The sequence below is a fragment of the Streptomyces sp. AM6-12 genome, assembly GCF_044327085.1.
Classification (GTDB): Bacteria; Actinomycetota; Actinomycetes; order Streptomycetales; family Streptomycetaceae; genus Streptomyces.
Genome location: NZ_JBIQWN010000001.1, coordinates 1,825,135 through 1,851,772, shown reverse-complemented (window position 1 = coordinate 1,851,772; position 26,638 = coordinate 1,825,135). Strand labels below are relative to the sequence as shown.

Genomic DNA, 26,638 nt, shown 5'->3' with positions numbered 1-26,638 from the left:
CCGGGCTCACACGGGCGTCACACGGGCTTACAGAGGCTCATCCGCTCGTCTTCGAGTGATGCTGCGCACGCTGCACACGGTCAGGATTCCGAGGCAGACCAGGGCGAGCACCGCTCCGATCAGCTCAGGAGTCGGCGGCATGGGGCCTCCAGAGGTCGGCGACAGGCGGGGTTTGCCATCTAGACACGACCCGAGCCCGCGCCACGGAATCCGTACATCACACCGCCGCGGAGTTCACCCATGGGGAAGATATTGCGGACAGGGTGGGCGGCTGCCAGTTCGAAGGCTTACGATCCTCTCTCGTGTCCAAACTGACCGACGTGCCCAAACGGATCCTGATCGGGCGCGCACTGCGCAGTGACCGGCTGGGGGAAACCCTCCTGCCCAAGCGCATCGCACTCCCCGTCTTCGCCTCCGACCCGCTGTCCTCCGTCGCCTACGCGCCGGGGGAGGTTCTGCTGGTCCTGTCCATCGCGGGCGTGTCGGCGTACCACTTCAGCCCCTGGATCGCCGTCGCGGTCGTCGTGCTGATGTTCACCGTGGTCGCCTCCTACCGCCAGAACGTGCACGCCTACCCGAGCGGTGGCGGCGACTACGAGGTGGCGACCACCAACCTCGGCCCCAAGGCCGGCCTCACGGTGGCGAGCGCCCTGCTCGTGGACTACGTGCTGACGGTCGCCGTCTCCATCGCCTCCGGCATCGAGAACCTCGGCTCGGCCATCCCGTTCGTGGTCGAGCACAAGGTGCTCTGCGCGACCGTGGTGATCGTCCTGCTGACGCTGATGAACCTGCGCGGCGTCAAGGAGTCCGGCAAACTCTTCGCGATCCCCACGTACGTGTTCGTCGGCGGCGTCTTCGTCATGATCCTGTGGGGCGCGTTCCGCGGCCTGGTGCTCGGCGACACCATGCGGGCGCCGACCGCCGACTTCCACATCAGGGCCGAGCACCAGGGCCTCGCGGGCTTCGCGCTGGTCTTCCTGCTGCTGCGCGCCTTCTCCTCCGGCTGTGCCGCCCTGACCGGCGTCGAGGCCATCTCCAACGGCGTGCCGGCCTTCCGCAAGCCGAAGTCCAAGAACGCGGCGACCACCCTCGCGGCGATGGGCCTGCTGGCCGTCACCATGTTCTGCGGCATCATCGCGCTGGCCGCGGTGACCAAGGTCCGCATGGCCGAGAATCCGGCCACCGACCTGCTGCACAACGGCCACCCGATCGGTTCCGGCTACGTCCAGAACCCGGTGATCTCCCAGGTCGCCGAGGCGGTCTTCGGCAAGGGCAGCTTCCTGTTCGTGCTCTTGGCGGCCGCCACCGCGCTGGTGCTGTTCCTCGCGGCCAACACCGCGTACAACGGCTTCCCGCTGCTCGGCTCGATCCTCGCCCAGGACCGCTACCTGCCCCGCCAGCTGCACACCCGCGGCGACCGGCTCGCCTTCTCCAACGGCATCGTGCTGCTCGCCGGCGCCGCCGCGCTGCTGACCGTGATCTACGGCGCCGACTCCACGCGCCTGATCCAGCTCTACATCGTCGGCGTGTTCGTGTCCTTCACGCTGAGCCAGACCGGCATGGTCCGGCACTGGAACCGCCACCTCGCGGTCGAGAAGGACCAGGCCAAGCGGCGCCACATGATGCGCTCGCGGGCGATCAACACCTTCGGTGCCTTCCTCACCGGCCTGGTGCTGGTCGTCGTCCTGGTCACCAAGTTCACGCACGGCGCCTGGGTGGCCCTGCTGGGCATGTGCATCTTCTTCGCGACCATGACCGCGATCCGCAAGCACTACGACCGCGTCGCCGAGGAGATCGCCGCGCCCGAGGAGCCGGACGACGACCTGGTCCGCCCGTCCCGTGTGCACTCCGTGGTGCTGATCTCCAAGATCCACCGCCCGACGCTGCGGGCCCTGGCCTACGCCAAGCTGATGCGCTCCGACGGCCTGGAGGCGCTCACGGTCAACGTGGACCCGGCCGAGACCAAGGCGCTGCGCGAGGAGTGGGAGCGGCGCGGCATCGACGTACCGCTGAAGGTCCTCGACTCGCCGTACCGTGAGGTCACCCGGCCGGTGATCGAGTACGTCAAGGGCCTGCGCAAGGAGTCCCCGCGCGACGCGGTGTCGGTGATCATCCCCGAGTACGTGGTCGGCCACTGGTACGAGCACCTGCTGCACAACCAGAGCGCCCTGCGCCTCAAGGGCCGTCTGTTGTTCACGCCCGGTGTGATGGTCACTTCGGTGCCCTACCAGCTGGCCTCCTCCGAGGCGGCCAAGATGCGGGCCCGCAGGCGCCAGGAGTGGAGCGCGCCCGGCGCGGTCCGCCGCGGACCGGCGGCGGTGCGGCCCAAGGAGCCGGTGGAGCCGTCGGGGTCGTCGGAGCCGGCCGAACCCTCGGGCTCGGCGGGATCGTCCGGCTCGGCGGAGTCTTCGGGCTTGCCGGGCTCGGCGGGCACGTCGGGCTCGTCGGCGAAGGACTGACGGGGCGCCGGGACACCGGCGCCGGGGTACGAGGGAGGGGCGGCGAGGCCGTAGACTGGTGGGCTGTTGTCGGTCCACCGGGCTGCGCTCGACCGCCCCGGACCCGTCTTAGCAGCTCGGCAGCCTTCGCCGCCGTCCCTGTGCCGCCGCGAACCCGATCCTCTGGAGTCACCCACCATGCAGGCAGAACCGACCACGTCTCTGGTGGGCGAGGAGTACGAGGTCGAGATCGGCCCCGTCGCCCATGGCGGCCACTGCATCGCCCGTACCGCCGAGGGCCAGGTGCTGTTCGTCCGGCACGCGCTGCCCGGCGAGCGGGTGGTGGCGAAGGTGACCGAGGGCGAGGAGGGCGCGCGGTTCCTGCGCGCGGACGCCGTACGGATCCTGGAGGCGTCCAAGGACCGCATCGAGGCTCCCTGCCCCTTCGCCGGGCCCGGTCGCTGCGGCGGCTGCGACTGGCAGCACGCCAAGCCGGGCGCTCAGCGCCGGCTGAAGGCGGACGTCCTCGCCGAGCAGCTCAGGCGCCTGGCGGGCCTCACCCCGGAGGAGGCGGGCTGGGACGGCACGGTGGTCCCGGCCGAGGGCGACAAGCTGCCCGCCGGCGAGGTACCGCAGTGGCGCACGCGGGTGCAGTACGCCGTCGACGCCGAGGGCCACGCGGGCCTGCGCCGGCACCGCTCGCACGAGGTCGAGCGCATCGACCACTGCATGATCGCGGCGCCGGGCGTGTCCGAGCTGGGCATCGAGAAGCACGAGTGGGCCGGCATGGAGTCGGTCGAGGCGATCGCGGCGACGGGCTCCCAGGACCGCCAGGTGATCCTCACCCCGCGTCCGGGCGGCCGCCTGCCCCTGGTCGAGCTGGACAAGCCGGTCTCGGTCATGCGGGTCGACGAGAAGACCGGCGGCGTGCACCGCGTCCACGGCCGCCCCTTCGTCCGCGAGCGCGCGGACGGCCGCACCCACCGCGTCGGCGCCGGCGGCTTCTGGCAGGTCCACCCGAAGGCGGCGGACACCCTCGTCACCGCGGTGATGCAGGGCCTGCTCCCGCGCAAGGGCGAGATGGCCCTCGACCTCTACTGCGGCGTCGGCCTCTTCGCCGGCGCCCTCGCCGACCGCCTCGGCGACAAGGGCGCGGTCCTCGGCATCGAGTCCGGCAAGCGCGCGGTCGAGGACGCGCGCCACAACCTGGCCGACTTCCCCCGCGTCCGCATCGAACAGGGCAAGGTCGAATCCGTCCTCCCGCGCACGGGCATCACCGAGGTCGACCTGATCGTCCTCGACCCCCCACGCGCCGGTGCAGGCCGCGACACGGTCAAACACCTCGCATCCCTGCGCGCCCGCCGCATCGCCTACGTCGCCTGCGACCCGGCGGCACTGGCACGGGACCTGGGGTACTTCGGGGAGAACGGGTACCGGGTGCGGATGCTGCGGGCGTTCGACTTGTTTCCGATGACGCATCACGTGGAGTGCGTCGCCATTCTCGAGCCGACCGCGAAGGGCTCCTGACCTGCGGTTTTGCGAGCCGGTGGTGCCCGCTAAGCCGTGGCCGTCGCACAGGAGCGCGGCGAATCCGGCATCGGTCCCGGCGGGCGCTGCCGGAGGTCACCGCGCCGGAGGTTCATGGCCGGACACGGCTGCCAGCTGCTCATCCGCCCACTCGGCGAAGGTGGTGGTCGGAATGCCCAGCTTCTGGGCGCATTCGGGCCGGGCGGGCTGGAGGACCGGCATGCCCGCGTCGAGGGCCTCTACCAGGCTCATGGAAGGCGCGCTCACGGGCACGCCCCAGGCGGCGGACAAGGTCTGCGCAATCTGTGCCATCGTGCGCAGGTCGCCGGCCAGTTCCAGTTCCACTTGCTGGAACCGGTCGGAGTCCAGGGCCAGTTCGGTATCCGGTTTCAGTACCGTCAGCAGGCCGCTGCGGTGCCCCCGAAGTGCCAGCAGGAGAAGGTTTTCCATGAAGAAGGCGGGCTTGATCACCGTCCAGCGGGCGAAGCCCGCATCACGTACCGCCTCCAGGATCGCCTGCTTGGTGGGGAAGTAGCCGGCCATCGCCGTCCAGCGGCCTTCGGCCCAGCCGGGGGCCCGGAGATTGGTGGCCTGGGTGAGCTCGCCCGCGAAGTCCACAGTGGTCTCGGTCATCGGCGGCATCTGCACGGAGAACACGGCGCGGACCCCTTCGAGTGCCGGGCCGAGGGTGGTCCGGTCGGAAAGGTCCGCGCGTACCAGTTCCGCGCCCAGCGCCTCGATCGCCCGTACGGGCCTCGACCGCGGATCGCGTACGAGTGCACGTACGGGTATCCCGGCGGCCAGGAGTGCGCGGGCCGTGGCCCCGCCTTGTCGGCCGGTGGCTCCGGTGACCAGGACGGTATCGCTGTCGACGGGCATGGCTGCTGGGATGAGGACGGTCTGAACGAGGTCGGTGACGCGGGCGGGGCCGCATCGCAGTGCGCAGGAGACGCCGGCTCCCGCGAGTGGCCCCGGCCCTGCGTGCGCGGGGACCGTGGAAGAGGCTGAAGTGCCCCTCCCTGTACGTGGGACCGTGTCGCCAATTCACTGCCAGGACGCTCATTTGACGCGGCGTATATCAGTGGGGCCACCGAGGGCGACGTACCGGGATCGACCGGGCGTTGCGTGGTCGGACGTGGGTCGGCAGGACATCGTCCAGCGGCTTGACACCCCTCGACCGGCAGCCGAGCGGTTGCCAGAGATCTCCTGGCCGGGCTCGAGGCAGAGAGTGATGCTGCCTGTGTAGTCGGGCCCGCTGTAGACGGCGACGTGGTCCTTGACTCCGGGGCCGGACAGGGCGCGGTTGGCCCAGGAGGCGTCCTGGCGCGACACGTTGTCTTCCCACTCCGCGTCGTCGCCGCTGAAGACAACCCGTTGGCCCGTGAAGTCCGGCCCGGTCCACACGCAGAAGCTTCCGGCAGGACAGTCGCCGGCCGATGTGGCCGATGTGGCCGATGCGGGGGTGGGGGCGGTGGCAAGGGCTCCGGCGGCGAGCAGCGCAGCGGCCAGAACGGCGGTCGGACGCTTCACGGGAAAGATTTTCCGGTCGGTGTCGGGACGATGGGAAACGACTGCGGCGAGGCGGGCCAGCCTCTCGTCGAGCACTACGGCATCGTCCACTGACTCCGACCGATCATCAGCGTGTCGTGCCGGGCAGTGACCGGAACGAGTGACGGGCCTCCTACAGGGTGAACGCGTCGCCTGCCGTCGCCGTAACCGGGGGACCGTTGGCGCCCGCGTAGAGCAGACGGGCGGTGCCTTCCGAGCGGATGGCGCAGGCCGGGCTATAGTCGCGAGGTCGCGAAAAACGATGTCCCGCGGTCCACCCGCCGGACGTCGCTCGTACATCGATGCAGATGGTTCTGATCGGTGAGCGTCTCCTTGCCGAGATCGGGCACGCCGCCCGCATCTGGCGCTGACCATCGCCGGCACGTGCCGGCGATACAGAGGAGCGCAGCATGCAGAAGACCATCGCCATTGTCGGAGCGGGACTGGGCGGGCTGACGCTCGCGCGGGTGCTCCAGGCTCACGGCGTCGCCGCGACGATCTACGAGGGCGAGGCTTCGGCGACGACCCGTGCACAGGGCGGCCTGCTGGACATCCACGAGGAGACCGGACAGGTCGCGCTTCGCGCAGCTGGTCTGTACGACGAGTTCCTGACTCTTGTCCGTCCGGGCGAGGACGCCAAGCGTGTGGTCGACCGCGACGGCACGATCCTGTTCGACATGCCTGCGGACCCCGGTTCGGCCCGTCCTGAGGTGGACCGTGGCGAACTCAGGCGCCTGATCATCGACTCGTTGGCCCCTGGGACGGTCCGGTGGGGTCGCAAGGTCACCTCGGTCCGGTACCTTCCGGAGGGCGGCTGTGTCCTCACCTTCGCGGAAGGTTCCGCCACGCGCGCCGACATCGTCGTCGGCGCGGACGGTGCCTGGTCGAAGGTGCGTCCGCTGCTCACCCCCGCCAGGCCTGTCTACAGCGGAACCTGCTTCGTCGAGATCGCCCTCGCCGCGGACGACCGGCACTGCCGGGCGGGCGTGGCCGCGATCGGCAGGGGCACGCTGATGGCGGTCGCGCCGGGCAAAGGCATCATCGCGCATCGCTGCGCCGACGGGCACGTGCGCGGATACGTGGCGCTGAACAAGCCCGAGGAGTGGATGAGGTCGCTCGACTTCGGCGACCCGTGCGCCGGTCTCCGCCGACTCGCCGACGAGTTCGATGGCTGGTCGCCGCTGCTCACCGCCTTCGTGACGCGGAGCGACGTGGAACCGCGGCTCCGACCCATCCACGCGCTGCCCGTCGGTCTCGAATGGGACAGGGTGCCCGGCGTGACGCTCGTCGGCGACGCCGCGCATCTGATGTCACCCTTCGCCGGGGAGGGCGCGAACCTCGCCATGTACGACGGTGCGGACCTGGCGGGCAAGCTGGTCGAGGAACCCGACATCGAGATCGCGCTCACCGCGTACGAAGATCGGCTTTTCCCGCGTAGTGGCGACGCCGCCAGCCGCTCGGCGCGAAACCTGGAGACCTTCTTCGGCCGGGAAGCGCCGCAGAGCGTAGTCACTCTGTTCGATCGCTCCTGATATTCCAGTCAGGGTTCACGATCTTGCCGCGGACGCGGCAGGGAACGGGCACGGCCATCGCGTGATCATCGGCGGTCGTCTCGACTCTTGGAGATCGCACGGTGGCTGCACGGCACTGCCCGGACCCCGCTCGTCGATGGGCGACGCCCGACCAGGGCATGGCCCCAGATCGCAGGCCGGTTCCGGCGGGGGGCGAGCCGCCGGGCGTTCAGTCCTTGCGCTCCGTGGCCCCGAGGCGAAGGGCGGAGATGAGGAAGAAGACGCCGCCGAGGAAGGCGTACCCGGCGAGATTCGTGAGCGAGGCTCCGTCCTTGCCGGCCTGGAGGAAGAAGCTCGCACCGGCGAGGGCGGAGATGGCCCCGCTCACGAGCATCGGCCACTGCCCTCCCATCCGGCGTCGGACCAGGCCCACGGCAAGTTGGGTGATGCCTGCCGTGACGGCCCAGACGCCCCAGACCCGCAGGACCGCCGGGATGCCGGAGGTGAGCGCGACGGCCAGAGCGATGCCGGTGAGCACGCTGAGCGCGATGTTCACGGCCAGCCTCCTTACCGCGCCGTCGGCCGCCCGAGCCGACCGCAGGTCGATCACCGCGCAGGCCGCGTCGAAGAGGGGATAGAGCACCAGCAGCGTGCCGCTGAGCGGGCCCAGCCTGTCGGCCGCCGTGAACAGCAGGGCGGCCCGGACGGCGGCGAACGCGAAACGCAGGAGATACAGCCTGCGCAGAGCTGAGGGGAGCTCTGCCGGGGCGGTGGGGAGGGGCTGGGTGACGGTGTTCATGGCGGAACCGCCTCTCACGATGAGGGAGAACGTTCGGTCTCGTCGTATCGTCGAGCGTGTCGGCCGACCTGTCAAGACCGAACGTTCTCCCTCGGTTGTAGGGTGGGTGCCATGAACCGGAAGACAAAAGAGAGCGGCACATCCGAGGCGCGAGCGCGGCTGCTCGGGACGGCGGTAAGGATCTTCTACGCGGAGGGGATTCACTCCGTCGGTGTCGACCGGATCATCGCGGAAGCGCAGGTGACGCGGGCGACCCTGTACCGCCACTTCTCCGGCAAGGAGGATCTCGTCCTTGCCTACCTGGAACAGGCCGACCAGGGCATCAGGGCGCAGCTGTCGGCTGCCCAGGAGGGTGCTCGAACGCCGGCTGACAAGGTGCGCGCGGTCGGCCGCGCCATCGCCGACGGCATCCGGTCGGAGGGCTTCCGCGGCTGTGCCTTCCTCAACGCCGCGGCCGAGTATCCCGATCCGGCGCATCCGATTCACCAAGCCGTTCTCGCGCACCGGCAGTGGTTCTCCGACACCGTCACGGGCCTGCTGACGCAGGTCGGAAACGCGCCTGCCGAGCCGGCAGGGCGGCACTTCGTCATGCTCCGGGACGGAGCCATGGCCGCGGGGTGCCTCTCCGATCCAGGGCTGATCACCGAGACGTTCATGGAGGGCGTCGAAGGAATACTGCGGGCCCGCTCCGCGGCACATGCGGCAGGCTGAGCCCGCCTGAGGTGGTCCCAGGCGGCCATCCCACTGCCCGGCCCCCGGTTGCCCACCGCCTGCTGCGCCGCCGGCAAGCTGACGACGCCCACCGCGAATCCGCCGTCGGTCGCGCCATCCCAGGCACGACCTGGTTCTTCCTCGGCTGGGTCGGCGCCCACCGTTCTGCGGCCGATCTCGCGGCCTGGGGTCCCGCCCGACGGCGTGTCGGCCCCTGATCAGGGTCCGGCCGGGTCCGGCCGGGTGCTGTCGCCGGTCTCCAGTGCCGTAACCAGCCGGTTCAGGGCCGGTAGTGCCTGGTGCAGCGCCGCGCGGTCGGCGTCGGACAGCTCCTCCACGACGCGGGTGAGGGCCTTGGTGCTGGCCCGGTCGTAGCGCTCCAGCAGGTGCAGGGCTTCGTCCGACGCGGTGAGCACCACGGCCCGTTGGTCGTGCTCGGGCCGGACCCGCTCCACGAGCCGTGCGGCGGACATCGCCCGGACCAGGTTGCTCACGGTGGACGGTGCCACCCGCACGCGTGTGGCCGCGGCGCCGGGGCTGAGACCCTCGGGCGAGGAGGACAGCGCCCGCAGCAGTTCGATCTGCGCTTCCGGCAGGTCGGGCAGTCCCTCGGCGTTGCGGGTGGCGCGCAGGACGGCACGCCGCAGCGGTCCCAGGAGCCCGCCCAGTCCCGCCGCGACGCGCGCGGCCTCCGGTGTCCCTGCTGCACCGCGGCCGGCCACCCCGTCCGCCGCTCTTTTTGTGTTGCGCATGCTCCATTGTGCACTGAGCAGATAATGTTTTGTTACAAACAGGTTTTGTGGCAAAGTGGCATGCACGTTGAGGGCACCGGACCGGCCGAACCCCACGCCGGCGGGTGACCGCTCGCAGCACGGCAAGGAGCACCACGATGACCACCGAGCACGACACCCCGACGACCGTCGAGAACCCCGTCCCGCCGCAGGATCTGTCCGGCATCGTCGGGCACCGGTTCATCTACACGTACGCCAACGGCTGGCAGTACGAGATGTACGTGAAGAACGCCACGACCATCGACTACCGCATCCACTCCGGGATGGTCGGCGGCCGCTGGGTGAAGGACCAGGAGGTCGACCTGGTGCGGCTCGCCGACGACGTCTACAAGGTGTCCTGGAACGAACCGACCGGCACCTCGGTCGTCGTCAACGTGCTGCCCCGTCGGCGGGTCCTGCACGGCACGATCTTCTTCCCGCAGTGGATCGAGCAGGACGGCGGCAAGACGGTGCTCTACCAGAACGACCACCTGGAGGAGATGCGCGCCTACCGGGACGCCGGACCCACCTATCCGATCTACGTCGTCCCGGAGTTCGCCCGCATCACCCTGTTCGAGTACGTCGGCGAGAACGACGAGAGCGTCGTCGCGGTGGGCCCCGAGGACCTGCCCCGGGGCTTCGCCGACCGCACCAACTGAAAGACGGCGGCCCGGCACGCTCAGGGGCGGTTCAGACCCGCACGCCGAACATGAACGGGCCGCCGATGGTGTCCATCGACTCGTACCGTACGACCGTGCCGGTGCGCGGGGCGTGCAGGATCTGGCCGTTGCCCGCGTAGAGGCCGACGTGGTGCAGGTCGTTGAAGAAGAACACCAGGTCACCGACCTGGAGTTGGCTCCGGGTGAGGCGGGTGCCGATGCCCGCCTGCTCCTCCGAGGTGCGCGGTATGTGGACGCCGGCCTGCGCGTAGGCCCAGGAGGTCAGGCCCGAGCAGTCGTACGAGGCGAGGCCGGTGGCGCCGCGGAAGTACGGCTTGCCGAGCTGGCTCCGGGCGGCGGAGAAGGCGGCGGCGGCCCGGCCGGAGGCGGAGCTGTCGTCGCCGAGCCGCACCCGCTCGGTGGCGGAGCGGCCGGCCCGCTGCTGCTCCTCGGCGAGGGCCGACTTCTCCTTGGCCGTGAGCGTGTTGAGCAGCTTCTGCGCCTCGGCGAGCTTGCCCTGCATCTCCTGCTTCTTCGCGCCCAGCTCGGTGCGGGTGGTGGCGAGGTCCTTGAGCTTCTCGGTGGCCTCGGCGCGCCGCTGGGCGAGTTCGCGCTGCTTGCCCTGGATCTTCTTCAGGGCGGCGAGCTGCCGGCCGCTCAACTGGTCGAGCGTGGCAGCCCTGTCCAGGAAGCCGTCCGGGTCGGAGGAGAGAAAGAGCTGGACCGAGGCGTCGATGCCGCCGGAGCGGTACTGCGCGCTGGCCAGCGAACCCAGCCCGTCCCGCAGTGCGTTCAGCTCCTGCTGGCCGCGGGCGACACCGTCCTGGATCGCGGAGATCTCCTTCTGGAGCTTCTGCTGCCGCTCCTTGGCGCCGTTGTACTTCTCGGTCGCCTGCTCGGCCCGCTCGTAGAGCTTGTCGACCTTCGCCCTGACCTCGTCCTTGCCGGGCTTCGCGCCCGGAGCGGCGTTGGCGGCCTGTGCGCTCAACGCCACGGCGGCGGCCGCCGCGCCGGTCAGGACGGTGACACGCGTTCGGCTGGGCTGCTTGGGTCGACGGTGGGAGGCCACAGGGGAACTCCTTGCTCCTTCAGCCGCCTGCCGGAACCTGCGGTGGGCGGGACCCGCCGCTGTCACTCGGTCTGAGTGAGCACTGAACGAGGGGTTGGGGCCTGACCTTAATGACTTTCTTACCTTTGGATCAAACGTTTGGAAGGAAGAGTGGCTGTGCGATGGCTGCCCCTCACCGGGTGGCCTTGGCCTCGTCCAGGGCCGTCAGGGCCGCGGCGGCCTCCGCCTGACGGGGGCTGCGCAGGTCGGTGAGGTTGTCGCGGGCGGTGAGCAGCGTCGGCCGGGCGTCCGGGTGACCCAGGGCGCTGAGGACATGGCCCAGGTCGAGGCGGGCGGGGCCGGCCCAGGCCGGCATCTGGGCGTCCTCGAAGGCGGTGAGGGCCTGGCGGAGCGGGGCCTCGGCCTCGGCCCAGCGCTCCAGGGCGGCCAGGTCGTTGCCGATCTGCTGGCGGGCGACCGCGTGATACAGCGCGATCAGCTCGTCCGTGCGGCCCGGAACCCCCGCCCGGCAGATCCGCTCGCTGCGGCGGTGGGTCTCCAGGGCCCCGGCCGGATCGCCGGCCTGGCGGAGCAGGGTGCCCAGGGAGTTGAGGATGGTCAGCTCGGCCAGCCGCGCCTGCGCGGACTCCTGCGGGGCCAGGCAGTCGGCCGCCGCGCGCAGCCGCGCCTGCGCCTCCGGCACCCGCCCCTGCCGGTGCAGCGCGCCCGCGCCGTAGCCGAGGGCCCAGCCTTCCTGAAGGCCGTCTCCGCACTCGCGGGCCGCCACGAGCGCGGCGTCCGCGGCGGTCAGGGCGGAGTGCGGGTCGTAGACGCACATGTTGTGGGCCCAGGCGAGGTAGTTGAGGTGGATCGCCTCGTCCCGCCTGCTGCCCAGCAGGCGGGCGGAGTCGGCGGAGCGCTGGAACACCTCCACCCACTGCTCCCAGTGCTGGTTGAGGTCGGAGAACCAGTGCATCGCCTGCGCGGCGTCCAGGACCTGCCGGTGCCGGCCGGTGTCACGGGCCCGGCGCAGCGCGGCGAGCCACTGGGCACGCTCGGCCTCCAGCCAGGCCCGCGCCTCCTCACGGCCGGCGGGGGCTCCGTCCGGGTCGGGGTCGCCGTAGGGGGCGGAGGTGCCGTACGGGTCGGAGGTGGCGTATGGGTCCACGGGCGCCTGCGGGTCCACGGGCGCCTGCGGGTTTACGGGTCCGTGCGGGTCCACGGGTCCGTGCGGGTCGACGGGCGCCTGCTGGTGCGAGGGTGCCTCTGAACCGGTCGTCACCGGCAGGTCCGTCGTCGCCCGCCCCTGTCCGTCGCCAGGCGCCGCGCTCCGGTCGTGTTCCACGTCGAAGTGCAGCGCGGCGGCGGTGGCCCGGCGCAGCATCCAGTGGGCGGTCCGGTCGAGGGCGGCGTCGCGGGTCTCGGGGCCGTCCTCGACCGCGACCTGCTCGGCCGCGTAGAGCCTGAGCAGGTCGTGGAAGCGGTACCGCTCGGCGGCGGGGTCGCTCTGGAGCAGCCCGGCGTCGGTCAGTTCCTCGGCGCAGGCGACCGCCTCGTCGTACGGCTCCGCACCACTCTGCCGCACGGGGTATCGCAGCACCCTGCCCTACGGCGCCGCACGCCCTGCCGTCCGCCTCCGCTCATCCCGCCGTCCGACTAACGGCTGGGAAGGGCGAGGAGTACGGCGGGACACGCACAGCACGAACCTCGGCCGAGGCAACTGAGCCTCGGCCCTTCACCACTCACGCCACTCACGGGGGAACTCTCCATGAACACGCTTCGCCGCACCGCCCTGCTCGCCGCCGCGGGCACGGCCCTCGCCCTGTCCCTCACCGCCTGCCAGGGCGAAGGGGACACCAAGTCGGCGCCCACCCCGGCCTCTTCGGTCTCCGCCCAGTCGCCGGGCAGCAAGGGGAGCGACGCGTCCGGTACGGCGGGGTCGGCCAACTCGGCCGGTTCTAGCGGAGCTTCCGGCTCGACGGGGGCGAACGGCTCCTCGGACTCGGCCGGTTCCGCCAGCGGCACCAAGGTCACCGGCGGCTCCACCGGCACGGCCGGCACGTCCGGGGAGCAGGTGAACGCCTCCACCCCGGTCTGCGCCGCACGGGACGTCCACATCACCGCGGCCATGCAGGGCGGCGCGCCGTACACCCACATCGTCCTCACGGCGAAGATCACCTCCGGCCACTCCTGCCGCATGACGAGCTTCCCGCACATCCAGTTCCTGGAGAGCCACAAGCAGGACGTGCCGGCCGTCGCCAAGAGCAAGCCGGAGGCGCCGGTCGTGCTCGCGGCGGGAGAGCCGGCCTACGCCCTGGTCAAGCTGTCGGACGGCGGGCGCGAGGAGGACAACGAGCCCGTGTCGGCGTTCTCCGTCATGCTCGCCGGCGACCCGACGGTCATCGCGGTCACCGCGCCCGGCAGCGCCGGCATCGCCGTCGACCCGGCCAAGGCCCTCACCGGCTACTGGACCCCCGAACTGCGCAACGGCGCGGACGACTTCTGATCCCCTGCGGGGGAGGGTGTGGCGGGCCGGGGCTCGTCACGCACCCATGGTCACACCGGCGTCGGCGCCACGCTGCAGGCCCACGCCGGTGTCGCCGGCGTGACCGCGCGTCCGCATCACGGCACCACCCCCACACCCTCGCCACCCCACAACCTCACCCACTACCTGGCGAACAACCCGCTCCCCAGCGCCCGTTGGCGGTCGAAGCCGGGCAGGATCAGGAACGTCGCACTGGCCGTCGTCGTCGTGAACCCCAGCAGCGCGTCGGCCGCGTCCATGTGCGTGAGCGTGGCGGTGAACGTCCGCAGGTCGTTCTGGAAGCTGATGAACAGCAGACCGGGGGCGGGCGCGTCGATGCTGTAGGAGCGGCGGAGCATGAGGCCGACGCCGACCACGGTGGCGTGTGCCCTGCGCGCATGGGCGTCCGCGGGGACGAGGTAGCGGCCGTCGGGGGTCTTGGCGCCGAGGTCCGGGCCCGCGGCGACCGTGCCCCCGGAGAGCGGCACCCCGCTGGCCCGGCGCCGCCCGAAGACCGCCTCCTGCTCGGCGACGGACAGCGCGGCGAACCGCCGCAGGTCCAGCTCCATGCGTCGTACGACGGCGAGGGTGCCCCCGGCGACCGCGGGCGGCCCGGCCAGCCACAGGTCGCGCCGCTGTTCGGCGGCGCTGTGCGGGCCCACGATGCCGTCGATGAAGCCGAGCAGGTTGCGCGGCGCGGCGAGATCCTTGCCCACGGGCACGTTCGGACCGCGGCGCCCCGACTGCCGCCAGCGTTCCCGGACCCGGTCACCGGCCCGCTCCAGGAGCGCGGCGGCGGCGACCGGGACGACCAGCGGGTCGCTCGCGCAGATCTGGAGCAGCAGGTCACCGCCGCGCTCGTGGGGGGCGATCCGTTCGCGGGAGAACCGCGGCAGGTCGGTCGTGCCGGGCAGGTCGGCCGCGCCGGGCAGGGCGGCACCGGCCGCGCGCACCAGCCGGGGGCCCACGCCGACGGTCACGGTGAGGTCGCCCGGAGCCAGGCCCAGCAGCCGGGGGTCGGTCCCCGCCGTCAACGTACGGATGGCCGCGCCGAGTTCGGCCAGCAGCGCGCCGGGGCTCACGCCCGTACCGAGGTCGGCCACCACGACCAGCAGATTGCCCTGGGCCGGCTGGGGGAGCGCGACACCAGCCTGATGCCGGCCCAGCGCCGGGACCGGAGCCGGAGACGCCGGTGCCGCCGGGGCGCCGTGCCGCCCGGAGCCTGCGGACTCGGCCGTGCACCCGGCCGTGAGACCGGCGGCCATCAGGGCGCCGGTGGCATCGAGGAACGCGCGGCGTGACGGGCGGTGATCGGCTCGGCGCATGGAGTGCAGGGTGCCACACCGGAGACGCCCCTGCTGGTCAACTCCCGTATTCCAGCGCGGAATTCGCGCCGCTGCCAGACTGGGACCATGCCTCGATCAGCTCCTCTTCGCGTGATGGCGGCGTTGGCGCTCGGCGCGCTCGCCCTGGTGGCCGGCTGTGGCGGCGACGGCGGCTCGGGCAAGGGCCGGCGGCCGGAGGGCGCGCGGGTCACGATCCGAGTGCCCTCCGACGCCCCGACCATCTCGGCGGCGGTGTCCCTGGCCCGGCCCGGCGACCTGGTCCTGGTCGCACCCGGCGTCTACCACGAGTCGGTGCGGCTCAGGACGCCGCGCATCACCCTGCGCGGCACCTCCCGCGACAAGGTCGTCATCGACGGGCGGCTGCGCCAGCCGAACGGTGTCGTCGTCGCGGCGCCCGGCGTGGCCGTGGAGAATTTGACCGTGCGGAACAACACGCAGAACGGTGTGCTGGTGACCGGCTCCGCGGCGGCGGTCGCCGGACTGCCGGGCCGCAGCGGCGGCTACGACACCGGGGACGAGCCCGTCACCTTCCTGAAGTCCTTCCTGGTCTCGTACGTGACCGCGACCCGCAACGGGCTGTACGGCATCTACGCGTTCTCCGCCCAGAACGGCGTCATCGAGCACTCCTACACCTCGGGCGGCGCCGACTCAGGGATCTACGTCGGGCAGTGCAAGCCGTGCCGCGTCGTGGTGCGCGACAACATCGCCGAGCTCAACGCGGTCGGGTACGAGGGCACCAACGCCGGCGGCGACCTGTACGTCGTCGGCAACCGCCTCGCCGGCAACCGCGTCGGTCTGACCACCGACTCCGACCACCAGGAGAAGCTGCTCCCGCAGCGCGGTGCCGTCGTCGCCGGCAACCTGATCGCGGACAACCAGCAGGCACGGACCCCCGAACAGGCCGACGGCGGCTGGGGGATCGGCATCGGTGTCGACGGCGGCGGCGACAACCGGTTCCTCCGCAACCGGATCACCGACAACACCAACGCCGGGCTGGTGATCACCGCGACCGCCGACGTGCCGCCCGACGGCAACCGGATCACGGACAACACCTTCGCCGCCAACGGTGTCGACGTCGGCTGGACGTTCCCCACCGCGACCCATGGCAAGGGCAACTGCCTGCACGGCAACACGCTGCGGACGACCGTGCCCGCGCGGCTCGCGGTGACGGCATCCTGTCCGCTCGCTCCCGACTCACCTACGCCGTCCGGCACTTGGCGGTCCCCGGCGGCCCCCGGGGGCATCCCGTTCACCGAGGTGGTCGCGCCCGGCCCGCAGCCGCAGTTCCCGGGTGCCACCACCACCGGCGCCACCGAGGTGCCGGCCGTGCCCGCGCTCCCGGACCTCACGAGCGTCCCGCTGCCGCCGCCGTCTCTGCTCGCCGACGCGGCGCGGGTGCACACCTCTTGAGCGGGCGGCCGGCGATCGGGACGGCCGCGGGAGCGGGCGACTACCCCGCAGCTGAAACGCCGGGGGCGGGCCGGAGGGGTACGTATTTCCGGGTGTCGAAATCGATGACGACCGGCCGCGACTCGGAGGCCACGCCGACCCGCACCCGGTACATCGTCCCGTCCACACCGATCCAATAGCGCACGTCCTCCCCGGTATTGGCTTCGGAGCCGGGCGAATTCCCGGACTCGGTACGAGCGTTCGGTCCGGTCATGATCTCTACCGAATGACCGCGCACCGTGTCCCGCCCGACCATCGCCGCGCCGTTCTGCGGCAGCAACTCCGCGTTGTCCGGCCGGTCGCTGCCCAGGCCCAGCGCGATGGCCAGCGAACTGTCCAGCGCGCTGCCGGACTTCAGGAGCGGGCGGCGGTACCAGCCGGACGCGGGCGGCACGGGCGGCGCCGAGTCCGGGGCACCGGTCATGGGGTGGACGAGCACGGTGGCGGCCGTCCACTGGATCAGCCCGTCGCTGGACGTGTCGCGTCCGGTGCCGCGCACCACCCCGTACCCGATCCCCGCGCGGTAGTCGACGGACCCGGTGACGACCAGCCCGCCGGCGGCGCCCGGCACGGTGATCGTCATCGCGCGTCCGCCCGCCTGGTAGTTGAGGAAGCGGGTGACCGCCAGCCGGTTCGCCTCGTCCGGCGTCAGCGGTCGCCGGCCGGCCGGCTCACCGCCGCCGAGGAGGAGGAACGCCGTAGCCGCCGCGGCGACCGCGAGGGCGACCCCGCCCGCGATCCACGGTAATCGCGGCCACCGGCGGTGCCCCTCCGTCGCTCCCCGCCCAAGGCCCCGCTCGTTTTCCCCGGTCCGCACGCGTCTCTTGGTCCACACGCGGCGCGACGCTAACAGTTTTTGCCCGAGCGTCTCCCATTTCCTCGTTTCCGTTCTATGACGGCCCGTCAACTTGTACTCTCCTTACGGGGGTTGCCGTCATTTCGCCGAGTCGGGCGACGACGCAGACAACGCAAAGGAATGCGATGCCATTACGTAGGCTGCTGCGGGTGGGGCTGTCCGGTCTGTTATTGATGGGCGGCGCCACCGGTACGATCGCGACGGGCGCCGGGCAGGCCGGCGCCGCCACCACCGACGGCACACTGACCGTCGAGACACTGCGGGACTTCTTCGGCACCGGCGTCATCAACACGGCCATGGACGTGCCACAGCGCGGCATGAAGGTCGACGTCACCGACCCCGCCGGACATCACGTCACCGGCGTCACCGACGCCACCGGAAAAGTCGTCGTCCAGCCGTCGGCCGAACTGACCGGCGGCCGGTACCGCGTCGACGTCAGCGTCCCGGCCCCCTACAGCGGCTATCTCCGGGCCGCGCCGGCCTCGACGGCGGCGAACCACTTCGACAGCTTCACCTCTTTCGTGGACGTCTCGGGCGGCAAGGACGCCTCGGTGATCACCGGCGTCTGGGACGCGGCCGACTACGCTCTGCCCAACTCCCGGTACTTCGTGCCGATCCAGAGCGGCGGCAGCGGGACGGACACCCGCTCCCTGGTCGCCTTCGGCACCAGCGCCCGCGGCAACTGCCCCGAAAAGACGGCGTGTCCGTCCGTACTCGACACCCAGGACCAGGTGGGCACCACCTTCGGGCTCGCCTACGACAAGGACCGACAGCGCCTCTTCCAGGCCGAGTTCGCCCGCCGCTACACCAGGTACGGCCCCGACGGCGGCGACGCGATCTACACCGTGCCGGCCGCCGGCGGGGGCGCCCCGAAGCTGTTCGCGAAGGTGCCGGGCGCCTCGGTCACCCCGCACGACACCGCGCGCCTGATCAAGGACGCGGGCTTCACCGACGCGCCGGGCAAGGAGAGCATCGGCGGGCTGGCCCTGTCCGAGGACGGCTCGACGCTGTACGCGGTGAACCTGCGCACGCGGGCGCTGGTGAGCTTCGACGCGACCGGGACGCGGGCCTCGGCGCCCAAGGCGACCGTGCCGATCCCCGATCCGGGCTGCGCGGCCTCCGGCGACTGGCGGCCCTTCGGCCTGACCACCCACGACAACACCCTGTACGTCGGCGGTGTGTGCGACGCGGAGAGCACCCAGAAGCGCGACGACCTGAAGGCCGTCGTCTACGCCTACGACGGCAAGCGGTTCGCCCCGGTGCTGACCCACACGCTGACCGACCAGCGCGGCGACGTGCTCAGCAGCGACGCCGCCTTCCCGCAGTCCCACTTCTGGAACCCGTGGAACGGCAGCCTCAAGGACTGGGACAGCTTCAAGCTGAACGGCACGATGATCGACCCGCAGCCGGAACTCGCCAGCATGGCCTTCGCCCGCGACGGCTCGCTGATCCTCGGCTTCCGCGACCGGTTCATGGACATCGTCAGCTGGGGCGGCCTCGACCCCAGGCCGTCGAACGACGACCCCGAGAACGGCATGTCCGGCGGCGACATCAACATGGCCTGCGCCAAGCCCGCCGGCGGGTACGACTGGGAAGGCACCGGCGCCTGCCCCGACCACGCGGCTCCCGCGGTAGACGGCGCCGAGGCAGCGGGCGTCACCGAGTACTTTCCGGGCGACTTCTTCCCGAACGGCGGCTCCGCGACGCAGCCCGGACCGCACCAGGAGTCCTCGCTGGGCTCGGTCGCCTACATCCCGCAGCAGCAGTGGGTCGTCAGCACGCAGATGGACCCGACCGGCAACGTCATCACCGACGGCACCGGCTACTACGACATCACCACCGGCGCCGGACCCGGCAACGACCCGGCCGCCAACGCCTACCAGTTCATCGGACCGAACCAGAACGGGTTCGGCAAGGCCGGCGGCCTCGGCGACATCGCGTACGCCGCGGCGAACGCGCCGGTCCAGATCGGCAACGTGGTGTGGTACGACGGCGACCACAACGGCATCCAGGACGCCGGGCAGGTGCTGCTGCCGGGCGCGACGATCGACCTGCTGGACGCCCACGGCAAGCAGGTCGCCAGCACCAAGACGGATGCCGACGGCGAGTACTACTTCGGCGGGGTCGGCGCCGACTACCAGCTGACGCCCGGCGCGAAGTACACCGTACGGTTCGACGTGTGCACCGCGGACACCAGCGAGGTGCCCGGCCGACCCGCCGCCACCGCACTGCGGTTCACCCTCCCGCGGGCCGGCGACGACCGGGCCCACGACTCCAACGTGACCCCGCCGACCACCGGCCGGTTGTGCAGCGGCCAGGCGCCGGTCACGGCACCCGCGAAGCCGGGCGGGGTCGACCACACCATCGACGCCGGCGTGTACGTCCCCAAGGCCAAGCCGCCGGCTCCCACCCCGTCGCCCACGGCGTCCGCCCCCTCGTCCTCGGCGCCGCCGACCACCGGGGCGTCCCCGGCTCCGGCACCGGGCGGCACCAACCAGGGCGGCGGCGGTCCCCTCGCCAGCACCGGCCTGGCCGGCATGGGAAGGACCCTTTCCCTGGTCGCCCTGCTGCTCTGCGCGGGCGCGGGATGCGTCTACGCGGGCCGCAAGTGGCGCGCCAGGCACCACCGCTGACGACCGACCCTACGGAAGACGGGCCGGTGCCCGAAGCACCGGCCCGTCAGCCTCGACGCAGTCTCTTCGTCGCCCTAACCGGCCGCCATGCCGATGACGACGAGCAGCACCATGCCGAGCACCCCCAGCAGCGGGACCAGGCCCACGATGCCCTGCGGCCGCTTGAACACCGGCTTGCCCGGATTCAGCGGAGGCCGGTGCCCGGCCACGACCGGCTCGGGTATCCGGCGGATCGTGGACAGGGCACCGAGATTGATCAGCAGCGTGATGGGCGTGATGACCAGGGACATCGGCCCCCACCACCCCTGCACCAGCGTGTTGGCCTGCATCTCCCGGAAGGTGGCCAGCGCGCAGGGACGGCACATCATCCCCCGGCGGCGCAGGGAACGCATGATCACGATCATGCCCTGATGCCCCCGCACCGTGACCTGCGCTGCGGGCCCCGCCCCGCACAGCTGACACGCCTGCATCGCCCCACCGACCGGCATCGGGTGCTGATACGGACCGGGAACGGACGCGGGCGCCTGCTGATACGGCCCCGGAGCGGGCGCGTACTGGACCGCTCCGGGCTGCGCATAGGACTCCGGCACGGGCGCGTACGGCCCCGGCACCTGGGCATACGGCCCCGGCGCCTGCGGCTGCTGATACGGACCCGGAGCCTGCGGATACGACCCCTGCATCTGCCGGGGATCGGGATACGACGGTGGCGTGCTCAACTGCGGCCTTTCAAATGGGCATGACATCTCTGAGGAACGGCACCGCAGCCTACTCACTTTCCACAACGGCTTTCCCCCGACGTCTTTGAAGGCGGGGTGCGGTAGGCGCGTGCGGGGAGGTGAGGATGGTCACCCTGCGGCGCGCTCCCTCGGGGGCTGCTCGTGCGGCCTGCTCAGGTGAAGTGCCGGGTGACCGGTCGCAGCGGACCGGAACCGGTGTCGTAACTCTCCCTGGAGCAGCCCGAATGGACCCCATCCACAAGCTTCAACGTGCCCTGCTGATCCTGGTCGTCGCGGGGCTGGTCACCTACGTCGCCTTTCTCGATCCGCCGCTCGGGGTCGCCCTGCTCGTGGGCGCCGGCGTCGCGGTCTTCGTGCTCCAGGTGCTGGGGTGAGCGCCGGCTTCCGGAACTCGTGCGCCGAGAATGCACCGTACGGACCCCGCCCCACGGCATGGAGGGATGAGCGGTGAACTGCCGCAGGGAAGTGACGACTTGGCTGACTGACGGGAAGGACTGGTCCCTATGCGCAACGCCCCCGACGTTCGAGGGCCGACGGAGCCGAACGACCCACCGAGTACCCCGCCGGACCCCGTCCCCGGCGCCCGTCCCGCCCCGGAGCCCAAGCCCCGCCGACGACTCACGGCGGAACAGGTCGAGGAGCTGGGGCGCTTGAAGCCGTTCCTCGAAGGCATGGTGCGCCAGGCGCGCATGCAGTACCTGCTGGAGGACCTGGTGCAGAGCTGCGTGCTCCAACTGGTGCGCGCCTGGTCGAGGCCGGACTTCGTGCTCGACCGGCGGGACGGCGGACGGGCCTTCGCGCGCAAGGTGATGCGCGACGTCATCGCGGACGCGGCGCGCGGCAGGGACCGCGATCTCTCGTCCCCGGTGCACGAGTTCCCCGAGCTGCCGGTCGAGGCGGACGAGGGCGACCACGCACGGGAGGTCCGTCTCAAGGCCATCGACCGGTTCCTCGCCGAGAAGTTGACGGACCGGCTGTACCCGGTCGGCAGGCTCGCCATCATCGAGGGCCTCAACCAGGCGGAGATCGCGCGCCACCTCGAGATCGACCGGCATACGGTGGGCCGCCGGTTCAAGGACGTGTGCAAGGCCCTGGAGCCCTACAAGGAAACGATCTACGACGAGGTGCTGGGCGACGTGACGAGCTAGTGCCGCTACTCGGACTCACGGGAGGGGGCCCATGTCGCCTCCCGTGAGCCCAGGTTGGGTCCTAGCGACCCGGAAGAAGAACAAGGCCCACACGCGCACCTCGGGAGGGAATACGCGGGATGTACCAGACATTCGAACTGCTCCGCCAGGCGGCGGCGGCATGCCGGGCACCAACTCGGCAGCCCCCGACGCAGATTGATCCGGTGAGCTGGGAGGCGCTGCTGGATCGCGTAGAGGACCAGCTGGAGGAGGACGACCGAGACGCCGTAATCGTCTCGGGCGACTCGCTTTCGCTGCCCATCTGCTGACGGTAAGTCAGTACGGCCAGCGGTCGGGGTGAGGGAACACGCGGGGGATTCGAGGGCAGATCCGCACGGGGGACGGACCCGGCCTCGGACGAGTAGTGCCGCGACAGCTGGACACCACGCCCGGCGTGCCGCCCCCTCGGGGGAGAGGGGGCGGCACGCCGGGCAGGCGTCTATCCTGCCGGGATGATCAAGCCGATCGAACTCGTCATATTCGACTGCGATGGCGTACTGGTCGACAGCGAGCGCATCGCCGTCCGCCTCCAGGTCGCCCTCGGCGCGGAACTGGGCTGGGCGTTGAGTGAGGACGAGGTGGTCGGCCGGTTCATCGGCCGCTCGCACGCCGCGATCCGCGAGCAGGTCGCCGAACGGCTGGGCACGGAGACCGCCGCGATCTGGGCGCGGCGGTTCGAGGAACGGCACCGCCAGGCCGTCGACGCCGAACTCACCCCCGTGGCCGGGCTGGTGGAGGCCCTCGACACGCTCACGCTGCCGACCTGCGTGGCCTCCAGCGGGTCACACGACAAGATGCGGCACACCTTGGGCCGTACCGGACTCTACGACCGTTTCGCGGGCCGCATCTACAGCGCCGCCGAGGTCGCCCGCGGCAAGCCGGCGCCGGACCTGTTCCTCCACGCCGCCCGGAGTATGGGGGTCGAGCCCGCCGCCTGTGCGGTGGTCGAGGACAGCGCGCCCGGTGTGCGGGCGGCGCGCGCCGCGGGGATGCGTGCGTTCGGGTACGCAGGCGGACTGACGCCCGCCGAGCGCCTTGCGGGGCCCGGCACCGTCGTCTTCCACGACATGCGCAAGCTGCCCGCGCTCCTCGCCGAACAGTAAAACTCCGCACGGGGGTTCACGAGCCGCCGGGTAGGCGGCGGTCAGTAGCCGCCCAGCAGGGTCCGCACCCGGCGCAGGGTCTCCGGTCCCGCGGCGCTGTGCCAGCGGGAGGGGTCGGCCGGGCGGCGGCCCCACAGCAGGAGGAGCCGGGTGGCCGCGTCGCTCTCGATGGCGGCGGGGCCCTCGGGGGCGGCCAGGCGGACGCCGGCGGTGTCGGCGTCGGCGGTCAGCACGATGTCGTCCGTGCCGGGAGTGCGCAGCCGGGCTTCGAGCCGTTCGTCCGGGGCGAGCTTCAGGGCGGCGCGGCCACGAGCCAGCAGGGGGCGGCCGACGGAGACCACGCTGTGTTCCGTCATCCAGGGCTCGTCCAGCGCGCGTACCGCCGTACGGTCGTCTCCGGTCAGGTCCCAGCGGTGCAGGATCAGTTCCTCACGCATGTGTTCGGCGAAGAAGGGCGCCGTCACGGTCCGGCCGGTCCAGGTGATCTCCGTGTCCGGCGAGAGGTCCCGCGCGGCGGCCGCGGCGATGTCCGTCAGGTGCGCGCAGTTGCGTAGGAAGGCGGACCAGAGGTCGGCGTCCAAGAGGCGGCGGTAGGGAAGCTCGCGGTCGAAACCGCGGGTCTCGACGGGCGCGCCCGCGAGGAACGCCTCCAGCACGCGGGCCATTTCCCCGGCGTTGCCCGTCTGGTGGACCAGCACGTCCCGGACCGTCCACGCCTCGCACCAGGTGCCGTCGTCGGGCCGCCGCGCCTGTACGGCGCGGACGAAGGGGACGAGCTCCGGCAGGGTCTCGGCGACCTCGTTGGGGATCATGCGGCCATGGGTAACCGGGGCGGGGGGCCGGTCAAACCGGCCGGAGGGGTTCAGCCGCTGCCCGTGTCGGCGACCAGATCCGTGAGCCGGTGCAGCAGCGTGACCAGCAGGGCGCGTTCGGCCGGGGTGAACGCTTCGTAGGCGCGTGCCTGGCGCTCGCGCAGGTGGCCCCGGAGCCCGGCGAGCCGCTCGGCGCCGTCGTCGGTGAGGCTGACCAGAACGCGTCGTTCGTCCTCGGGGGAGCGGCGCCGGGCGACGATCCCCTTCCCCTCCAGCTGCTGGAGCATCCGGGTCGCGGTCGGGACGCTGACGCCCGCGCTGCTTGCCAGCCGGCCCACCGGCAGGTCCTTCTCCGTGGCCAGGGGTTCGAGGAGGGCGACCTGGGGGAGGGAGAGGCCGCCGTAGTGCTCGGCGCCGGTCGAACGAGCCCGGCGCATCGCGAAGAAGAGGGCGTCGGCCGCCTGGGAGATCTCCTCCGCTCCTATGTCACCGTGCGCCGCCGACCGGGCGTGATCCGCTTCCGGCTGGTCGGCGCCTGGCGTCCGCTGGGCGCGATCCGCCGCCGGCTGGTCGGGGTCTGCCGCCGACCGGGCGCGATCCGCTGCGGGCTGCGCGGTGTCCGTGGCCGGTCGGGGCGCGTCGGCGGTCGGGCGGGGGGCGTCCGTGGTCGACCGGGGGGTCTTGGAGGCCGACCGTGGGCCGTCCGTGGCCGACGGGGGGCCTTGCGCCGCCGACTGCGGGGTCCCCGCGCTCGACCGGGTGCGGTCCGGCGTCGGCCGCTCGGCGGCGCGAAGGCTGTTGCGTCTGTCGCTCATGGCTGCTACTTTAGCAAAGCAATCGTTAGCAAGCTAAATGTTAGGAGGGTAGGAGAGAATGGCTGCTTCTCGACGCATCGATGTCCATCAGCACCTGATCCCCGGTGCCTATCGGGAGGTGATGGAGCGGCATGGCGCCACGGCCGCCGGCTGGCCCACGCCCGCATGGGACGCGGACAGCGCGATCGCGATGATGGACCGCCGCTCGATCGCCACCGGCGTGCTCTCGGTCAGCTCACCGGGCACGCATTTCGGCGACGACGCGGAGGCCCGCGCGCTGGCCCGGAATGTCAACGAACACGCCGCGGAGCTGGTCAAGGACCGCCCCGACCGCTTCGGACTGTTCGCGAGCCTCCCCCTGCCGGACGTGGACGGCGCGCTCGCCGAGACGGCGTACGCACTGGACGAACTGCACGCCGACGGCGTGGTGCTCATGTCCAACGTCCACGGCCGCTACCTCGGCGACAAGGAGTTCGCCCCACTCTGGGCCGAGCTGGACGCCAGGGGCGCCGTGGTGTTCATCCACCCCACCGGCTCGCCGCTGCCCATGCTCGACGGCCTGCCCGGCCCCGTCGTCGACTTCCCCTTCGACACCACCCGCACCGCGCTGCACATGACGCTCAACGGCGTGATGAGCCGGCACACCCGGATGAAGGTGATCCTCTCCCACGCGGGCGGCTTCCTGCCCTACGCGGCCTGGCGATTCACCATCGGCGCCCAGTTCCGCCCCGGCACCACCCCCGAGGGCGTCCTGGCCGACCTGCGGCGCTTCTACTTCGACACCGCCCTGTCCGCCAGCCCCTCCGCCCTGCCCTCCCTGCTCGCCTTCGCCGCTCCCGGCCATGTCCTCTACGGCAGCGACTGGCCCTTCGCGGCGGAGGAGTACGGCACCCTTTTCGACTCGATGCTCGACGGCTACGACGGTTTCGAGCCGGGACAGCTCGACGCGATCAACCGGGGCAACGCGGAGGTTCTCTTCCCGAGACTCGCGGCGGCCTGACCGCCGGCCCGGCGGAGATAGGGGGTACGGTCCCTGGCCGCGCTCTTCGTCTCAAGCTCAGCTCGGGTCGGCGGGTCTGCGTGGCGGCGGGGCCGGTCGGTGGGTCGATCGGTAGTACTGGCGCTCCACGCTGGGGGCGGGGCTTGCGGCGGTGGTGGGCGGCACCGGCTTGGTGCCGGTGTCGGAGAGCCGGGACACCAGATCGGCGAGGTGGCCGCAGGCCCGCGCGATCTCCTTCTGCGATCTGTCCCGCTCGGTGACGGCCGCCGCCACGAGCAAGCCGGTCAGGGCGGAGGAAGCGTTGTAGGCCTGGAGGGTGACCATGTCGCCGAGCATGCCGTGCTCGGCGAACGGGCCCGAGCCATGGGTCGCGGCGATGATCGCGAAGGTCGACACGGCGAGGGCGACGGGTGCGGCCCCGGCCAGCCGGAAGCGGAAGGCGGCCCAGATCAGCAGCGGGAAGCCGAGGAAGAGGAGGGGGGTCCTGCCGGTGTCGACGACCCCGACGCACGCGGTGGCCGCGAGGAGCAGCAGCACCTCCGCCCAGCGGGCCGGCACCACCGGCCTGGGCGGCCACGCCCGGCGCAGCACCAGCAGCACCGGTGTCACCACCAGCACGCCCATCGCGTCGCCGGTCCACCAGACCCACCAGGTGGGCCAGAACCGGTCGGGGCCCAGGGCCCCGGTGAGGACCAGCGTCCCGCTGCCGGCCGTCGCGCTGACCAGCATCCCGGCGAAGGCGCCGAGGAAGATCAGCGCGAGCGCGTCGTGCAGCCGGTCCAGTCCGATGCGGAACCCCGCACGCCTCAGGAGGGCGTACGAACACAGCGGCGCGAGGGTGTTGCCCACGACGATCAGGAACAGGGCGGCGCCCGACGGCCCGAGCGAGAGGTTGGCCAGCAGCGCGCCGAGCGCGATGCCGGGCCAGATCCGCGGACCGCGCAGCAGCAGGGCCGCCACGGCGATACCGGTCGGCGGCCACAAGGGGGTGACCTGGCTGCGCACCAGTTGCTGGAGCAGCCCCAGCTTGGCGGAGCCGTAGTACAGGGCCGCGAGGGCGCAGATCTCCAGGACGGCGACACCGCCGCGCCGGAGTCCTGCATGCCGCGCGACCGTCATGGGGCGACCTCCGCATCGACACCGCCCCGGCCACCATCATCCGCCG

General features: G+C 71.8%; 25 protein-coding genes. 13 read left to right on the top strand and 12 right to left on the bottom strand.

Annotation, left to right across the window (positions count from 1 at the left end; all coding sequences use genetic code 11):
• Positions 1-302 precede the first annotated feature (302 nt).
• Complete coding sequence (locus ACE4Q9_RS08255; protein WP_397983587.1) at positions 303-2,459, top strand: APC family permease; 2,157 nt, start codon at positions 303-305, stop codon at positions 2,457-2,459.
• A 177-nt stretch (positions 2,460-2,636) separates the two neighbouring features.
• On the top strand, positions 2,637-3,965 hold the full coding sequence (locus ACE4Q9_RS08250; RefSeq protein ID WP_397983586.1) for a class I SAM-dependent RNA methyltransferase: 1,329 nt from the start codon (positions 2,637-2,639) through the stop codon (positions 3,963-3,965).
• Positions 3,966-4,061: 96 nt separating this feature from the next.
• Here ACE4Q9_RS08250 and ACE4Q9_RS08245 read toward each other — a convergent pair whose 3' ends face one another.
• Together ACE4Q9_RS08245 and ACE4Q9_RS08240 are read right to left on the bottom strand one after the other, a co-directional pair.
• A complete protein-coding gene (locus ACE4Q9_RS08245; RefSeq protein ID WP_397983585.1) occupies positions 4,062-4,844 on the bottom strand; it encodes an NmrA family NAD(P)-binding protein in 783 nt (260 codons plus the stop codon).
• A 180-nt stretch (positions 4,845-5,024) separates the two neighbouring features.
• Positions 5,025-5,570 (bottom strand): peptidase inhibitor family I36 protein, encoded by a 546-nt coding sequence (locus ACE4Q9_RS08240; protein ID WP_397983584.1) that lies wholly within the window; start codon positions 5,568-5,570, stop codon positions 5,025-5,027.
• Positions 5,571-5,923: 353 nt separating this feature from the next.
• Here ACE4Q9_RS08240 and ACE4Q9_RS08235 point away from each other — a divergent pair, with 353 nt between their 5' ends.
• Complete coding sequence (locus tag ACE4Q9_RS08235; RefSeq protein ID WP_397983583.1) at positions 5,924-7,045, top strand: FAD-dependent oxidoreductase; 1,122 nt, start codon at positions 5,924-5,926, stop codon at positions 7,043-7,045.
• A gap of 208 nt (positions 7,046-7,253) precedes the next feature.
• Here the strand turns inward: ACE4Q9_RS08235 and ACE4Q9_RS08230 are convergent, their stop codons facing one another.
• Positions 7,254-7,823 (bottom strand): hypothetical protein, encoded by a 570-nt coding sequence (locus ACE4Q9_RS08230; protein WP_397983582.1) that lies wholly within the window; start codon positions 7,821-7,823, stop codon positions 7,254-7,256.
• Between the two features lie 111 nt (positions 7,824-7,934).
• Between ACE4Q9_RS08230 and ACE4Q9_RS08225 the strand changes: the two genes are divergently transcribed.
• On the top strand, positions 7,935-8,534 hold the full coding sequence (locus ACE4Q9_RS08225; RefSeq protein ID WP_397983581.1) for a TetR/AcrR family transcriptional regulator: 600 nt from the start codon (positions 7,935-7,937) through the stop codon (positions 8,532-8,534).
• A 218-nt stretch (positions 8,535-8,752) separates the two neighbouring features.
• Here the strand turns inward: ACE4Q9_RS08225 and ACE4Q9_RS08220 are convergent, their stop codons facing one another.
• A complete protein-coding gene (locus ACE4Q9_RS08220) occupies positions 8,753-9,286 on the bottom strand; it encodes a MarR family winged helix-turn-helix transcriptional regulator (protein WP_397983580.1) in 534 nt (177 codons plus the stop codon).
• A 137-nt stretch (positions 9,287-9,423) separates the two neighbouring features.
• Between ACE4Q9_RS08220 and ACE4Q9_RS08215 the strand changes: the two genes are divergently transcribed.
• Complete coding sequence (locus tag ACE4Q9_RS08215; RefSeq protein WP_397983579.1) at positions 9,424-9,963, top strand: phenolic acid decarboxylase; 540 nt, start codon at positions 9,424-9,426, stop codon at positions 9,961-9,963.
• 31 nt (positions 9,964-9,994) lie between these two features.
• Here ACE4Q9_RS08215 and ACE4Q9_RS08210 read toward each other — a convergent pair whose 3' ends face one another.
• Both ACE4Q9_RS08210 and ACE4Q9_RS08205 read right to left on the bottom strand, forming a co-directional pair.
• Complete coding sequence (locus ACE4Q9_RS08210) at positions 9,995-11,032, bottom strand: NlpC/P60 family protein (RefSeq protein WP_397983578.1); 1,038 nt, start codon at positions 11,030-11,032, stop codon at positions 9,995-9,997.
• Between the two features lie 172 nt (positions 11,033-11,204).
• The gene (locus ACE4Q9_RS08205) at positions 11,205-12,596 is read right to left on the bottom strand and encodes a hypothetical protein (RefSeq protein WP_397983577.1); all 1,392 of its coding nucleotides are present in this window, start codon (positions 12,594-12,596) and stop codon (positions 11,205-11,207) included.
• A 183-nt stretch (positions 12,597-12,779) separates the two neighbouring features.
• Here ACE4Q9_RS08205 and ACE4Q9_RS08200 point away from each other — a divergent pair, with 183 nt between their 5' ends.
• A complete protein-coding gene (locus ACE4Q9_RS08200) occupies positions 12,780-13,517 on the top strand; it encodes a DUF4232 domain-containing protein (RefSeq protein ID WP_397983576.1) in 738 nt (245 codons plus the stop codon).
• 161 nt (positions 13,518-13,678) lie between these two features.
• Here ACE4Q9_RS08200 and ACE4Q9_RS08195 read toward each other — a convergent pair whose 3' ends face one another.
• Positions 13,679-14,860 (bottom strand): Dyp-type peroxidase, encoded by a 1,182-nt coding sequence (locus ACE4Q9_RS08195; protein ID WP_397983575.1) that lies wholly within the window; start codon positions 14,858-14,860, stop codon positions 13,679-13,681.
• 87 nt (positions 14,861-14,947) lie between these two features.
• Here ACE4Q9_RS08195 and ACE4Q9_RS08190 point away from each other — a divergent pair, with 87 nt between their 5' ends.
• Positions 14,948-16,291 carry a right-handed parallel beta-helix repeat-containing protein gene (locus tag ACE4Q9_RS08190; protein ID WP_397983574.1) on the top strand — a complete coding sequence of 448 codons (1,344 nt, stop codon included), beginning with the start codon at positions 14,948-14,950 and terminating at the stop codon, positions 16,289-16,291.
• Between the two features lie 40 nt (positions 16,292-16,331).
• On the opposite strand, the gene ACE4Q9_RS08185 is transcribed toward ACE4Q9_RS08190, so the two are convergent.
• Entirely contained in the window at positions 16,332-17,069 is a 738-nt protein-coding gene (locus ACE4Q9_RS08185; protein ID WP_397987153.1) for a hypothetical protein, read from the bottom strand.
• A 242-nt stretch (positions 17,070-17,311) separates the two neighbouring features.
• Between ACE4Q9_RS08185 and ACE4Q9_RS08180 the strand changes: the two genes are divergently transcribed.
• Positions 17,312-19,819 carry an SdrD B-like domain-containing protein gene (locus ACE4Q9_RS08180; RefSeq protein WP_397983573.1) on the top strand — a complete coding sequence of 836 codons (2,508 nt, stop codon included), beginning with the start codon at positions 17,312-17,314 and terminating at the stop codon, positions 19,817-19,819.
• Between the two features lie 74 nt (positions 19,820-19,893).
• Here ACE4Q9_RS08180 and ACE4Q9_RS08175 read toward each other — a convergent pair whose 3' ends face one another.
• On the bottom strand, positions 19,894-20,211 hold the full coding sequence (locus ACE4Q9_RS08175; protein ID WP_397983572.1) for a hypothetical protein: 318 nt from the start codon (positions 20,209-20,211) through the stop codon (positions 19,894-19,896).
• Positions 20,212-20,780: 569 nt separating this feature from the next.
• Here ACE4Q9_RS08175 and ACE4Q9_RS08170 point away from each other — a divergent pair.
• From ACE4Q9_RS08170 to ACE4Q9_RS08155, 4 genes are all read left to right on the top strand, one after another.
• The gene (locus tag ACE4Q9_RS08170) at positions 20,781-20,930 is read left to right on the top strand and encodes a hypothetical protein (RefSeq protein ID WP_397983571.1); all 150 of its coding nucleotides are present in this window, start codon (positions 20,781-20,783) and stop codon (positions 20,928-20,930) included.
• A gap of 276 nt (positions 20,931-21,206) precedes the next feature.
• The gene (locus tag ACE4Q9_RS08165; RefSeq protein WP_397983570.1) at positions 21,207-21,704 is read left to right on the top strand and encodes a sigma-70 family RNA polymerase sigma factor; all 498 of its coding nucleotides are present in this window, start codon (positions 21,207-21,209) and stop codon (positions 21,702-21,704) included.
• Positions 21,705-21,823: 119 nt separating this feature from the next.
• Entirely contained in the window at positions 21,824-22,012 is a 189-nt protein-coding gene (locus ACE4Q9_RS08160; protein WP_397983569.1) for a hypothetical protein, read from the top strand.
• A gap of 183 nt (positions 22,013-22,195) precedes the next feature.
• On the top strand, positions 22,196-22,846 hold the full coding sequence (locus ACE4Q9_RS08155) for an HAD family hydrolase (protein WP_397983568.1): 651 nt from the start codon (positions 22,196-22,198) through the stop codon (positions 22,844-22,846).
• A gap of 41 nt (positions 22,847-22,887) precedes the next feature.
• Here the strand turns inward: ACE4Q9_RS08155 and ACE4Q9_RS08150 are convergent, their stop codons facing one another.
• Both ACE4Q9_RS08150 and ACE4Q9_RS08145 read right to left on the bottom strand, forming a co-directional pair.
• On the bottom strand, positions 22,888-23,658 hold the full coding sequence (locus ACE4Q9_RS08150; protein WP_397983567.1) for a maleylpyruvate isomerase N-terminal domain-containing protein: 771 nt from the start codon (positions 23,656-23,658) through the stop codon (positions 22,888-22,890).
• A gap of 50 nt (positions 23,659-23,708) precedes the next feature.
• Positions 23,709-24,473, bottom strand: a complete 765-nt coding sequence (locus tag ACE4Q9_RS08145) for a MarR family transcriptional regulator (RefSeq protein ID WP_397983566.1) — start codon at positions 24,471-24,473, stop codon at positions 23,709-23,711.
• A gap of 58 nt (positions 24,474-24,531) precedes the next feature.
• Here ACE4Q9_RS08145 and ACE4Q9_RS08140 point away from each other — a divergent pair, with 58 nt between their 5' ends.
• A complete protein-coding gene (locus tag ACE4Q9_RS08140) occupies positions 24,532-25,473 on the top strand; it encodes an amidohydrolase family protein (RefSeq protein ID WP_397983565.1) in 942 nt (313 codons plus the stop codon).
• Between the two features lie 57 nt (positions 25,474-25,530).
• Here ACE4Q9_RS08140 and ACE4Q9_RS08135 read toward each other — a convergent pair whose 3' ends face one another.
• The gene (locus ACE4Q9_RS08135) at positions 25,531-26,592 is read right to left on the bottom strand and encodes an MASE1 domain-containing protein (RefSeq protein WP_397983564.1); all 1,062 of its coding nucleotides are present in this window, start codon (positions 26,590-26,592) and stop codon (positions 25,531-25,533) included.
• Positions 26,593-26,638 lie beyond the last annotated feature (46 nt).